Here is a 12,052-nt window from a genome sequence, read left to right as displayed (position 1 = left end):
GCGTTAGTCGCTATAGCGACTATCGCCACTCACAGCGGTCAGAGAAGGCGGTCGGCGTCGAAACAGGTGTGGTCGCCGGTGTGGCAGGCCGCGCCCTCCTGGTCGACGACGACGAGCAGGGTGTCGCCGTCGCAGTCCAGCCGGACCTCGTGGACCTGCTGGACGTGCCCCGAGGTCTCGCCCTTGACCCAGTAGTCCTGCCGCGAGCGCGACCAGTACGTGCCGCGGCGCGTGGTGAGGGTGCGGTGCAACGCCTCGTCGTCCATCCACGCGACCATCAGCACCTCGTTGGTGCCGCGCTGCTGCACGACCGCACACACCAGGCCGTCGGCGTCGCGCTTGAGCCGCTGCGCGATCGCCGGGTCGAGCGCGGACTCCAGGACCCGGTGCCCTGCCGAAGGCGCGAGCTCGCTCACCGGATCTCCACGTGGTCGGCGCGCAGCACGTCCTTGACCTCGCCGATCCGCAGCTGCCCGAAGTGGAACACGCTGGCGGCGAGCACGGCGTCCGCACCGGCGCGGATCGCCGGCGGGAAGTGTTCCAGCGCGCCCGCGCCGCCCGAGGCGATCACCGGAACGTCGACCACGCGGCGCACCTTCTCGATCAGCTCGAGGTCGAAGCCGGCGCGGGTGCCGTCGGCGTCCATCGAGTTGAGCAGGATCTCGCCGACGCCGAGCTCCTGGCCACGCGCGGCCCACTCGACCGCGTCGATCCCGGTGCCCGTGCGGCCGCCGTGCGTGGTGACCTCGAAGGTCGACGGCGTGGGGGGCCCGTCGACGACGCGCCTCGCGTCGACCGACAGCACGATGCACTGCGAGCCGAAGCGCCGCGCCATCTCACCCAGCAGCTCCGGCCGCGCGATGGCGGCGGTGTTGACGCTCACCTTGTCCGCACCCGCGCGCAGCATGCGGTCGACGTCGTCGGGCGTGCGGATGCCGCCCCCGACGGTGAGCGGGATGAAGACCTGCTCGGCGGTGCGGCGGACCACGTCGACCATCGTCGCCCGCTCCCCCGACGACGCCGTGACGTCCAGGAACGTGAGCTCGTCGGCGCCCTCGGCGTCGTAGACGGCGGCCATCTCGACCGGGTCGCCGGCGTCGCGGAGCTCCTTGAAGTTGACGCCCTTCACCACCCGCCCGGCGTCGACGTCCAGGCAGGGGATGACGCGGACCGCGACGCCCACTAGCGGACCGCCGCGAGGGCCTCGGGCAGCGTGAACCGCCCGGCGTACAGGGCCTTGCCCACGATCGAACCCTCGATCACGCCGGTCTCGGCCAGCGCGACCAGGTCCTTGATCTCGGAGATCCCGCCCGACGCGACGACCGGCGCCGGGGTCTTCGCCGCGACCTGCGTGAGCAGCTCGATGTTCGGCCCCTGCAGCGTCCCGTCCTTGGAGACGTCCGTGACGATGTACCGCGACACCCCGTCGCGGTCCATGCGCGCCAGGGTCTCCCAGAGGTCGCCGCCGTCCTGCGTCCAGCCGCGGGCGGCGAGCCGGTGCTGCCCGTCCTTGATCTTCACGTCCAGCCCCACGGCGATCTTCTCGCCGTGCTCGGCGCAGACCTTCGCGCACCACTCCGGGTTCTCCAGCGCAGCGGTGCCGAGGTTGACCCGGGCGCAGCCGGTGGCCAGGGCGCGGGCGAGCGACTCGTCGTCCCGGATCCCGCCGGACAGCTCCACCTTGACGTCCAGCTCACCGACGACGGCGGCCAGGAGCTCCGCGTTCGAGCCCTTGCCGAACGCCGCGTCGAGGTCGACGAGATGGATCCACTCGGCGCCGTCCTCCTGCCACTTCAGCGCCGCCTCACGCGGCGCGCCGTAGGAGGTCTCGGTGCCGGCCTCGCCCTGGACCAGGCGCACGGCCTGCCCGTCGGCGACGTCCACAGCGGGAAGAAGCGTGAAACTCACCGCACGAGCCTACCCACCGCGGCTCGGCGGCCGTCCGCCCCCGGACGGAGGAGCGCCCGGGGACGGCCGGAGCGCTCAGCAGAACGTGGTCGGGCGCTTCGGCACGTCCTTGACCGGCAGGTTCTCGCCGCTCTCCTTGATGTTGGTGGCGCTGACCCAGCCGGCGCCGTCGGACTGCGGAATCAGCACCTTGACCCACCAGAAGTTCTTGCCGGTCGGCTGGGACACCTCTTCCCCGGTGCACTGGTACAGGGCCTGGACGGGGCCCTTCTGCAGCACGGCGATCTTGCGGTCAGTACGCGGAGGAGGAGGGCAGCGGATACCCCGCTGATACCCGCCGTCGGGTACCGCTGGGAGCGTCAGGCGGGGTCGGCGCCTGGGGACTGCCCCGTGGTCGTGCGCCGGGGGGCGTGCGCTTCTGGCTCGTCGTCCTCCGCCGCGGGGTGGCCACGGGCCTCAGCCGACCACGTCGCGCAGCCAGTTCGCGAGCACCTGCGCGCCCGCGTCGCCGGACTTCTCCGGGTGGAACTGGGTGGCGGCGAGCGGCCCGTTCTCGACGGCGGCGACGAAGTCCTCGCCGTGGTTGGCCCAGGTGACCAGCGGCGGCCGGATCGCGTGCGACTCCTCCAGCTCCCACCGGCGGGCGGCGAAGGAGTGCACGAAGTAGAAGCGGGTGTCGGCGTCGAGGCCGTTGAACAAGGTGGACCCCGCGGGGGCGCGCACCGTGTTCCAGCCCATGTGCGGCAGCACGTCCGCCTTCAGCCGCTCGACGGTGCCCGGCCACTGCCCGCACCCGTCGGCCTCCACGCCGAACTCGACGCCGCGGTCGAACATCACCTGCATGCCGACGCAGATCCCGAGCACCGGGCGACCACCGGCCAGACGCCGGCCGATGATCTGCGGGCCCCGCACCGCGTGGAGGCCCTCCATGCAGTGCGCGAAGGCACCGACGCCGGGGACGACCAGCCCGTCGGCCTCGCAGGCGGCGTCGAAGTCGGAGGTGACGGTGACGTCCGCCCCGACCCGCCGCAGCGCGCGCTCGGCCGATCGCAGGTTCCCCGATCCGTAGTCCAGCACGACGATCCGCGACACGCCCCCGAGTGTACGGACCGCCGCGGCGGGGTCAGCACGCGTCGACGGGCGCGGGCCGGTGGTGCGCCAGGGTGGCCTGTTCGAGGAACGCGCGGGCGGCCGCGGTGACCGCGCCGGTGCGGCTGACGTAGGCGATGTCCAGGTACGCCGGCGGCTCCAGCTCGACGACGCGGGCGCCGGCCCGCTCCGCGAGCTCGCGCCACGAGTCGGGCAGCACCGCCATCCCGACCCCGCCGAGCACCAGCGGCAGCATCGCCTCCCGGTGCTCGCACTCCGCCGCGACCTCGGCCCCGTGCCGCGCGAGGCCGTCGACCACGGACCGCATGGCGGTGCCGGGCGGCCCCGCGATCAGCCGGCAGCCGCGGAGCTGGTCCGGCCGCACCGGCCCGGCGAGGGTCGACTCGGGGGCCGTGAGGAGCACGAACCGCTGCCGCGCGACGGGATGCAGGTCCAGCCCGGTCGCGTGGATGGGCCGCGCGGTGGCGAGCAGGCCGAGCTCGGTGGCCCCGGAGCCGACGGTCGCGATGACCTCGTCCGCGGTGAACGCGGCCCGCACCACCACCCGCACCCCCGGGTGAACCGCGCAGAACCGGGCGATGGTCCCGGCCAGCGGCGACACCGCCTGCGAGGGCGTCGCGACGATCTCCACCCGCCCCGCCCGCAGCCCCTCGACGGCCTCGACGGACGCGCGGGCCAGCTCCAGCCCGTGCCCGACCTCGCGGGCCGGCCCGACGAGCGCGCGGCCGGCCTCGGTGAGCACGACGTCCGCCCCGACGTGGTGGAACAACGCGGTGTGCAGCTCGCGCTCGAGCGCCGCGACCGCCTGGGTCAGCGTGGGTTGCCCGACCGACAGTGCCTCGGCCGCGCGGTGGAACCCACCGTGGTCGACCACGGCCAGGAAGTAACGGAGGTGCCGGGCGTCCATCGCACCCATCCTGGTGGGTGACGGCGGAACTTCCTAGAGCGTGCCCTTGGTCGAGGCGATGCCGGTGATCCGCTCGTCGGGCTCGGTGGCGGCCCGCAGCGCGCGGGCGATCGCCTTGAACTCGGCCTCGGTGATGTGGTGCGGGTCCCGGCCGTCGAGCACCCGGACGTGCAGCGCGAGGTGGCCGTGGAAGGCCAGCGACTCGAAGACGTGCCGGTTCAGCACCGTCGGGTAGTGCCCGCCCACCACGAAGCCCTGCATGACGTCGGGCTCGCCGGAGTGCACCGTGTACGGCCGCCCGGAGACGTCGACGACGGCGTGCGCGAGCGCCTCGTCCATCGGGATCCAGGCGTCGCCGAAGCGCCGGATGCCCTTCTTGTCCCCCAGCGCCTGGCGCAGCGCCTGACCGAGCACAATCGCGGTGTCCTCGACGGTGTGGTGGGCGTCGAGGTGCACGTCGCCCTCGGCCTGCACGGTGAGGTCGAACGCGCCGTGCTTGCCCAGCGCGTCGAGCATGTGGTCGAAGAACGGGACACCGGTGGAGATGCTCGTCCGCCCGGTGCCGTCGAGGTCGATCTCGACGAGGACCTTGGACTCCTTGGTGACCCGCTCGACGCGGCCGATCCGGCTCATGCGATCTCCTCCACCACGTCCCCGGCCGCGGCCAGGAACGCGTCGTTCTCCTCGGGGGTGCCGATCGTGACCCGCAGCCGCTCCGGGATCCCGACGTCCCGGATCAGCACGCCGCGGTCGAGGAACGCCCGCCACGCCCGCGGGGCGTCGGCGAACCGGCCGAACAGCACGAAGTTGGCGTCGCTGGGGACGCAGTCGTAGCCCAGGGCCTGCAGCTCCGGCACGATCCGGTCCCGCTCGGCGGCCAGCAGCGCCACCGAGCCGAGCGTGGCGTCGGCGTGCCGCAGCGCCGCCCGCGCGGCGGCCTGGGTGAGCACCGACAAGTGGTAGGGCAGCCGGACGAGCTGCAGCGCGTCGACGACGGCGGGCGCGGCGGCCAGGTAGCCCAGCCGGCCGCCGGCGAAGGCGAAGGCCTTGCTCATCGTCCGCGAGACGATCAGCTTGTGCCCGTGCGTGGCCAGCAGCGTGGTCGCACTGGGGTGCGCGGAGAACTCGGCGTACGCCTCGTCGACCACGACGATGCCCGGCGCCGCGTCGATCAGCAGCGCGAGGTCCGCAGGGTCCAACGACTGCCCGGTGGGGTTGTTGGGGCTGGTCAGGAACGTGACGTCCGGCGCCTTCTCCTTGAGCAGGAGCTGCGCGGCATCGACGTCGACCGAGAAGTCCGCGGTGCGCGGGATCTCGACCCACTCGGTCTGGGTGCCCGAGCTGATGATCGGGTGCATCGAGTAGCTCGGCACGAACCCGAGCGCGGTCCGGCCGGGTCCGCCGAAGGCCTGCAGCACCTGCTGGAGGATCTCGTTGGACCCGTTGGCGGCCCAGAGGTTCTCGACGCCGAGCCGCACCCCGGTCTGCCGGGTCAGGTACGCCGCGAGGTCCTCGCGCAGCGCGATCGCGTCCCGGTCCGGGTAGCGGTGCAGGGTCTGCGCGGCCTCCTCGCAGGCGGCCGTCACGTCGGCGACCAGCTCGGGCGGCGGCGGGTACGGGTTCTCGTTGGTGTTGAGCCGGACGGCCACGTCGAGCTGCGGGGCGCCGTAGGGCGACTTGCCGCGCAACGACTCCCGCAGCGGCAGGTCCTCCAGGCGGACCTCCGATCCCGGGGCGGTCACCGGCCGGCCCCCGCGGAGCCGAAACGGGCGGTGACGGCCTGGCCGTGCGCGGGCAGGTCCTCGGCGGTGGCGAGCGCGACGACCTGGTCCGCCACCTCGCGCAGCGCCTCCTCCGTGTACTCGACCACGTGCACGCCCCGGAGGAACGTGCTGGTGGAGAGCCCGCCGGAGTGCCGCGCGCAGCCGCCGGTGGGCAGCACGTGGTTCGAGCCGGCGCAGTAGTCGCCGAGCGAGACCGGGGCGTAGGGGCCGATGAAGATCGCACCCGCGTTGCGGACCCGGGCGCCCACGGAGCGGGCGTCGGCGGTCTGGACCTCGAGGTGCTCGGCGGCGTAGGCGTCGACGACCGCGATGCCGTCGGCGACGTCCCGCACGAGGATCGTGCCCGACTGCGGGCCGGACAGCGCCGTGCGGATGCGCTCGGTGTGCTTGGTCGCGGCGACCTGCTTCTCCAGCTCGGCGTCCACCGCGTCGGCGAGCGCGTCCGAGTCCGTGACCAGCACCGACGCCGCATTCGGGTCGTGCTCGGCCTGCGAGATCAGGTCCGCGGCGACGTGCCCGGGGTCCGCCCCGCCGTCCGCCAGGATCGCGATCTCGGTGGTGCCGGCCTCGGCGTCGATCCCGACCAGGCCGCGGAGCATGCGCTTGGCGGCGGTCAGGTAGATGTTGCCCGGGCCGGTGACCATGTCGACCGGCTCGAGGTCGGCGCCGTCCGTGTCGGTGCCGCCGTAGGCCAGCAGCGCGACGCACTGTGCACCGCCGACCGCCCACACCTCGTCGACGCCGAGGAGCGCGGCCGCGGCCAGGATCGTGGGGTGCGGGAGGCCGCCGTTCTCCGCCTGCGGCGGGGAGGCCACCACCAGCGACTCGACGCCCGCGGCCTGCGCCGGGACCACGTTCATGATCACGGACGACGGGTACACCGCGAGCCCGCCCGGCGCGTACAGCCCGACCCGGCGGACCGGGACGAACCGCTCGGTGACGGTGCCGCCCGGCACGACCCGGGTGACGACGTCGGACCTGCGCTGCTCCTCGTGCACCTTCCGGGCGCGCCCGATCGAGGTCTCCAGCGCCTCGCGCACCGCGGGGTCGAGGTTCGCCAGGGCCTTCTCGAGCTCCGCGACGGGTACCCGGACCGAGGCCGGACGGACCTTGTCGAACCGCTCGGTGACCTCCAGCACGGCCTCGACGCCCCGCTCGCGCACCGACTCGACGATCGGCCGGACCGCCTCGAGCGCCGCGTCGACGTCGATCTCCGCGCGCGGCAGCATCCCCCGCAGCACGGCGGGTCGCGGCAGCGGTTCGGGGCGCAGGTCGAGGCGGCGCAGGAGTGGGCGGACCATGCGTCCAGGGTACGTCGTGCGGCTCCGCCGCCCGTGCGCGGTAAGTGGTGCCGGAGCACCACTTACCGCGCACGAGCACACTTGCCTCGTGGCGCTCCCCTCGATCCCGACGGCGCAGCGGCGGGCGCGGCTCGTCGCGCGGCACCGGCTGGCCCCCGCGACCCGTACCGACGACGTGCCGCGGATCGTCGACGACCTGGTCGGGCTGCACTCCACCGATCCCGTCACGGTGTACCTGTCGGCCGCGGTGCGGATGGCGGACCCGGACCGGGCCGCGGTGGAGCGGGCGCTGTACGAGGAGCGCAGCCTGCTCCGGCACCACGCCATGCGCCGAACGCTGTGGGTCTTCGGCCCGCACCACGCCCGGCTCGCGCACCACGCCGTGACCGTCGACGTCGCCGCCGTGCAGCGCCGCAACCTCCACAAGCAGCTGACCGCCGGCGGGTACGCGGATCCCGACGCCACCGTCGCCGACGCCCGGGGCCGGATCCGGGAGCTGCTGCTCGCCGAGGGCCCCCTGCCCGCCCGCGAGATCGGGCTGCGGCTCCCGGAGCTCACCACGCCGGTCCCGATCGAGGCGACCACGCAGTCGTTGCACTCCCGGGTCCTGCTGGTCATGGGGTTCGACGGCGAGGTCCTCCGCGCCCGGCCCACCGGCACCTGGATCAACGGCCAGTACCGCTGGGCCGCGGCCGACGCGTGGGTGCCCGGCGGGCTCGGCGAGCCGCTGCCCAAGCGGGAGGCCGCGGCCGGGCTCGCCCGCGCCTACCTGCGTGCGTTCGGACCGGCGACCCGCGACGACCTCAAGTGGTGGGCCGGCTGGACCGTCGCGACCACGAAGGCCGCGCTCGCGGACGTCGGCGCGGTCGAGACCGACGCGGGCTTCGTGCTGCCCGACGACCTGGACGCGGTCGAGCCGCAGCCTTCGGTCGCGCTCCTCCCGGGCCTCGATCCCACGACCATGGGCTGGAAGCAGCGCGACCACTACCTGGACCCCGCGCTCACGCCGCACCTGTTCGACCGCAACGGCAACGGCGGTCCCACGATCTGGGTCGACGGCGCGATCGTCGGCGGGTGGGTGCAGCGCAAGGACGGGACGATCGCGCTGAAGCTGCTCGCCGACGTCGGGGCCGAGGCCCGTGCGCAGGTCGACGCCGCCGCCCACGCCCTGGAGACCCTGCTCGGCGAGGTCCGGTTCACCGTCCGCTTCCCCGCCCCGATGGCGGCCGAGCTGCTGGCCTAGGTTCGCGAGGTGAGCGACTGGTTCCTGGCCGGTGAGCACGAGGCCGACGCGGTGGCCTCGGTGGCGTCCGGCGAGCACCCCTTCGACGACTGGCCCCACCTGTCGATCCCGTTGCGGCGCAGCGAACTGGCCTCCCTGTACGCGGCGCTCACCGAGGCCGGGCCCGCCGACCCCCGCAGCCCCGCCGGTCTGCTCGCCGTCGAGGTCGACGCCGGGATGATCGTGACCCGGGTGCCGGCGGCCGCGATCGAGGCCCTGGCCGAGATGACCCCGCGGACGGCGCCGCCGGTGATGGCCGCCTGGTCGGAGGCCATCGCGCACGACGAGCCCGACGCGCTCGGCGAGATCCTCTCCGACCTCGCCGCCTTCGCCCGGGACGCCGCGGAGTCCGGCCGCCCCGTCCTCGAGCTCGCCCCCTACTAGGCCGGGCCTAGCCCGCCGCCGCTCCGGCGACCTCCTGCACCACCTCGGCGAGGACCTCGTCCGCGACGGGCATCGCGGCGACCTCCGCCGCGAGCCGCTGCGCCGCCCGCCGGAAGGAGGGCTCGCCGAGCAGGCGTCCCAACGCCGTGGCGATCGCGTCGGGTGTGACCTCGCCGGGTTCCAGGGCCAGGCCCGCGCCGGTCGGCAGCAGTGCCGCGGTGTTCGAAGGCTGGTCGGTGCCCTGGGGCAGGCACAGCTGCGGCAGGCCGTGGCAGACCGCGCCGATCATGGTTCCGGCACCGGCGTGCGACACCACCGCGCGGCAGCGCGGGAGCACCAGCGCCTGCGGCAGGTACCGCGCCGCGAGGACCCCGGACGGCTGCGGTCCGAGCCCGGCGGGGTCGACGTCCGGCCCGGTCGTCACCACGACGTTCACCGCCCGGCGCACGCACCCCTCCAGCACCGCGCGGAAGATCTCCGGGGCGCGGTTCGTGACCGTCCCGAGGGTCACGTAGACGGTGTCCTCGTGGGGCAGGGCGTCGAGGGCGGCGGCGAGGTCGCGATCGGGCTCGCCGACCTCACCGGCGGTGGGCCGCACCGGCCGCAGGTCCGTCCACGGGTTCGGTTCCGGGCCGCGCAGGCCCGGCGGGCACGGGTCCAGGTAGGGAGCGGCGAACACGGCCGCGATCGGGTCGGGCAGCCCCGACGCGGCGAGGGTCTCGCCGATCGTCCGACCGAAGCGCGCGGTCTCGGGCACCGTCGGCCCGTACCCGTGGGTGACGTGCGGGACGCCGTGCGCCGCCGCGGCGACCGTCGACCCCAGCTCCAGCGTGTCGTGCACGACCAGGTCGGGCCGCCACCCGTCCAGGAGAACCCCGATGTCCCGGGCGCGGTCGACCGCACCCGCGCCGAAGAAGTGCCGCGCGGCGACCAGGGGCCGCTCGTCCGGCGGGAGATCGCCGAACGTCACCCCGTTCAGCCGGGCGAACGACTCGGCCAGCGTCGCCCCCGAGCGGTGCACGCGGACGCCGAGCCGCGCGGCCGTCGGCGCGAGATCGGCGCCCGTCGACACCACGATCTCCGCCCCGGCGCGCTGCGCGGCCCGGATCAGGGGCACCATCGGCAGCAGGTGGCCGAAGCCCGGCCACGAGGCGACGAGGATCCGCACGGCGACCACCTCCGCCCGGGAAGAGCGTCCGCGGCCGTCGCGCGATACGCGCCTACAGGTCGAGCCCGAGGTCCAGCGCGGTCACCGAGTGGGTCAGGGCGCCGACCGAGATGAAGTCCACCCCGGTCTCGGCGTACTCGCGGGCGTTCGCGAGGAGCAGCCCGCCGCTGGACTCGAGCAGGGTCGGGCGGGAACCACGACGGCGCACGGCCTCGGCCGTCTGCTCCGGGCCGAAGTTGTCCAGCAGGACCAGCTCCGCCCCCAGCTCCAGCACCTCGTCGAGCTGCGGGAGCGAGTCCACCTCGACCTCGCAGGGCAGCTCCGGCGCCCGCTCCCGCGCGGCCCGCAGCGCGGCGGACACCGAGCCCGCCGCGGCCACGTGGTTGTCCTTGATCAGGATCGCGTCGCCGAGCCCGAGCCGGTGGTTCACGCCCCCGCCGCAGCGCACGGCGTACTTCTCCAGCAGCCGCAGCCCCGGGAGCGTCTTGCGGGTGTCCCGGATCCGCGCCCGGGTGCCCGCGACGGCGTCGACCCACTGCGCGGTCGCCGTCGCCACCCCGGACAGGTGGCAGAGCAGGTTGAGCGCGGTGCGCTCGGCCGTGAGCAGCGCCCGGACCGGCGCCCGGACGACGAGCGCGGGCTCGCCCGGCGTCAACCGGGATCCGTCCGGGAGCTCGGCGAGCAGCTCCCACTCCGGCACGACCAGGTCCAGCACGGCCTTCGCGACCGGGACGCCGGACAGCACCCCGGCCTTGCGCGGTGTGAAGGATCCGACAGCCACCGCGTCGGCCGGCACGGTGGCGGCCGTGGTGGCGTCGGGCCCGTAGCGGAGGTCCTCGTCGAGCGCGGTGCGCACGACGCGGGCCAGGTCCTCGGGGTCCGGCACGCCGATCTCGGTGGCCCCGCCGACGCCCGCGGCGATCGCCGTGTTCACAGTGCTCACGCCGCACCCGCCAGCGCGTCCGTGCCGACGACCGGGCGGCCGCCGTCGTCGAGGGTCACGAGCAGGGACTCCTTCTGCCACATGTCGTCGCGGTCGGGGAAGTCGGTGCGGACGTGGCAGCCGCGGCTCTCCCGGCGGTTGCCTGCGGCCGCGAGCACGGCCTGCGCGAGCAGCGTCAGCGCCGCGTCCTCCACCCCGGCGCGGTCGAGCGGGGTGGCCAGCAGCGTGGCCCGCTCGACGAGGTCCGACGCCGTGGCCAGGCCCGTCGCGTCCCGGCCGATGGCGGCGTAGGCGCTCATCGCGCGCTGGACCACGCCCCGGTCGGCCACGCCCACCGCGGGCGCCGGTGCGATCAGCTCGGGCGCCGCCGTTCGCGGCTGGGCCAGGTCCTCGACCACGGCCCGGACCGTGCGTTCGCCCACCACGAGCCCCTCGAGCAGGGAGTTCGACGCCAGCCGGTTCGCCCCGTGCAGGCCGGTGCGCGCCACCTCGCCGGCGGCGTACAGGCCCGGGACCGCGGTGCGGCCGTCGATGTCGGCGACCACTCCGCCGCACGCGTAGTGCGCCGCCGGGGTGACCGGGATCGGCTCGCGGGTGGGGTCGATGCCGGCCTCGCGGCACGACGCGTACACCGTGGGGAACCGGGCCGCGAAGCCCTCCAGCTCGGTGGCGTCGAGGTACATGCAGTCCGCGCCGGTCTCGGCCATCCGGCGGGTGATCGCGGCGGCCACGACGTCCCGCGGGGCGAGGTCGGCGAGCGGGTGCCGGCCGACCATGAACCGGGTGCCGGCCCGGTCCCGCAGGACCGCGCCCTCGCCGCGGACCGCCTCGGTGACCAGCGGGCGGCGGCCGACCGCGGGCCCGGTGTAGAGCACGGTCGGGTGGAACTGCACGAACTCCAGGTCGGCCGCGGCGGCCCCGGCGCGCAGGGCCAGCGCCACGCCGTCGCCCGTCGAGGTCCCGGGGTTGGTGGTGCTCGCGTAGAGCTGCCCGTACCCGCCGGTGGCCAGGAGCACGGCCGGGGCGCGCAGGACGCCGGGGCGGCCGGCGTCGTCGAGCACGGCGAGCCCGGCCACGCGGCCGGACGCGTCCTTCAGGGCGTCGACGGCCACGTGCCCGGTGAGGATCGTGAGCGACCGGGCGGCCTCGACCAGCGCCCGCTCGATCTCCGCGCCGGTGGCGTCGCCGCCCGCGTGCACCACGCGGAAGGCGGCCGCCGACTCGGAGCTGCTGGCCGTCGGCATGATCGAACACGGCGTCGGCCA

Annotated in this window: 14 protein-coding genes; 2 read left to right on the top strand and 12 right to left on the bottom strand. The window is 75.0% G+C overall.

Annotated features, from left to right (window positions below; all coding sequences use genetic code 11):
* Positions 1 to 38 precede the first annotated feature (38 nt).
* From hisI to hisD, 9 genes are all read right to left on the bottom strand, one after another.
* The gene (hisI, locus tag AB0B41_RS40755; RefSeq protein WP_358212387.1) at positions 39 to 380 is read right to left on the bottom strand and encodes a phosphoribosyl-AMP cyclohydrolase; all 342 of its coding nucleotides are present in this window, start codon (positions 378 to 380) and stop codon (positions 39 to 41) included.
* A gap of 32 nt (positions 381 to 412) precedes the next feature.
* Complete coding sequence (hisF, locus tag AB0B41_RS40750) at positions 413 to 1,183, bottom strand: imidazole glycerol phosphate synthase subunit HisF (protein ID WP_358212385.1); 771 nt, start codon at positions 1,181 to 1,183, stop codon at positions 413 to 415.
* The gene (gene priA / locus AB0B41_RS40745; protein ID WP_358212384.1) at positions 1,183 to 1,908 is read right to left on the bottom strand and encodes a bifunctional 1-(5-phosphoribosyl)-5-((5-phosphoribosylamino)methylideneamino)imidazole-4-carboxamide isomerase/phosphoribosylanthranilate isomerase PriA; all 726 of its coding nucleotides are present in this window, start codon (positions 1,906 to 1,908) and stop codon (positions 1,183 to 1,185) included. Before priA ends, hisF begins: the two co-directional genes overlap by 1 nt.
* A 75-nt stretch (positions 1,909 to 1,983) precedes the next feature.
* Positions 1,984 to 2,187: a hypothetical protein gene (locus AB0B41_RS40740; RefSeq protein WP_358212383.1), complete on the bottom strand. Its 204-nt coding sequence runs from the start codon at positions 2,185 to 2,187 to the stop codon at positions 1,984 to 1,986.
* A 177-nt stretch (positions 2,188 to 2,364) separates the two neighbouring features.
* On the bottom strand, positions 2,365 to 3,000 hold the full coding sequence (gene hisH / locus AB0B41_RS40735) for an imidazole glycerol phosphate synthase subunit HisH (RefSeq protein WP_358212382.1): 636 nt from the start codon (positions 2,998 to 3,000) through the stop codon (positions 2,365 to 2,367).
* Positions 3,001 to 3,031: 31 nt separating this feature from the next.
* Positions 3,032 to 3,925, bottom strand: a complete 894-nt coding sequence (locus AB0B41_RS40730) for a LysR substrate-binding domain-containing protein (RefSeq protein ID WP_358212381.1) — start codon at positions 3,923 to 3,925, stop codon at positions 3,032 to 3,034.
* A gap of 33 nt (positions 3,926 to 3,958) precedes the next feature.
* Complete coding sequence (hisB, locus tag AB0B41_RS40725; RefSeq protein ID WP_358212380.1) at positions 3,959 to 4,558, bottom strand: imidazoleglycerol-phosphate dehydratase HisB; 600 nt, start codon at positions 4,556 to 4,558, stop codon at positions 3,959 to 3,961.
* The gene (locus tag AB0B41_RS40720; RefSeq protein WP_358212379.1) at positions 4,555 to 5,667 is read right to left on the bottom strand and encodes a histidinol-phosphate transaminase; all 1,113 of its coding nucleotides are present in this window, start codon (positions 5,665 to 5,667) and stop codon (positions 4,555 to 4,557) included. The genes hisB and AB0B41_RS40720 overlap by 4 nt, the downstream gene beginning before the upstream one ends.
* Positions 5,664 to 7,010: a histidinol dehydrogenase gene (hisD, locus tag AB0B41_RS40715; protein ID WP_358212378.1), complete on the bottom strand. Its 1,347-nt coding sequence runs from the start codon at positions 7,008 to 7,010 to the stop codon at positions 5,664 to 5,666. The genes AB0B41_RS40720 and hisD overlap by 4 nt, the downstream gene beginning before the upstream one ends.
* Before the next feature lie 88 nt (positions 7,011 to 7,098).
* On the opposite strand from hisD, the gene AB0B41_RS40710 reads away from it, so the two are divergent.
* Complete coding sequence (locus AB0B41_RS40710) at positions 7,099 to 8,253, top strand: winged helix DNA-binding domain-containing protein (protein WP_358212377.1); 1,155 nt, start codon at positions 7,099 to 7,101, stop codon at positions 8,251 to 8,253.
* A gap of 9 nt (positions 8,254 to 8,262) precedes the next feature.
* Complete coding sequence (locus AB0B41_RS40705; RefSeq protein WP_358212376.1) at positions 8,263 to 8,676, top strand: hypothetical protein; 414 nt, start codon at positions 8,263 to 8,265, stop codon at positions 8,674 to 8,676.
* Positions 8,677 to 8,683: 7 nt separating this feature from the next.
* Here AB0B41_RS40705 and AB0B41_RS40700 read toward each other — a convergent pair whose 3' ends face one another.
* From AB0B41_RS40700 to AB0B41_RS40690, 3 genes are all read right to left on the bottom strand, one after another.
* A complete protein-coding gene (locus AB0B41_RS40700; protein WP_358212375.1) occupies positions 8,684 to 9,844 on the bottom strand; it encodes a glycosyltransferase in 1,161 nt (386 codons plus the stop codon).
* A 52-nt stretch (positions 9,845 to 9,896) separates the two neighbouring features.
* On the bottom strand, positions 9,897 to 10,736 hold the full coding sequence (nadC, locus tag AB0B41_RS40695) for a carboxylating nicotinate-nucleotide diphosphorylase (protein ID WP_358212386.1): 840 nt from the start codon (positions 10,734 to 10,736) through the stop codon (positions 9,897 to 9,899).
* 47 nt (positions 10,737 to 10,783) lie between these two features.
* Positions 10,784 to 12,052: FAD-binding protein (locus AB0B41_RS40690; RefSeq protein ID WP_358212374.1), on the bottom strand; the 1,269-nt coding region annotated here is incomplete at its 5' end.

Source organism: Pseudonocardia sp. NPDC049154 (assembly GCF_040648315.1).
In the GTDB taxonomy this organism is placed as follows: Bacteria; Actinomycetota; Actinomycetes; order Mycobacteriales; family Pseudonocardiaceae; genus Pseudonocardia.
The sequence above is the reverse complement of the archived record's forward strand: the minus strand, read 5'-3'. Positions and strand labels throughout refer to the sequence as shown.

Bases quoted from the DNA above. Each gene is read 5' to 3' on its own strand.
- AB0B41_RS40730 (WP_358212381.1), bottom strand. From the start codon at position 3,925: ATGGACGCCCGGCACCTCCGTTACTTCCTGGCCGTGGTCGACCACGGT.
- hisB (WP_358212380.1), bottom strand. From the start codon at position 4,558: ATGAGCCGGATCGGCCGCGTCGAGCGGGTCACCAAGGAGTCCAAGGTC.
- hisD (WP_358212378.1), bottom strand. From the start codon at position 7,010: ATGGTCCGCCCACTCCTGCGCCGCCTCGACCTGCGCCCCGAACCGCTG.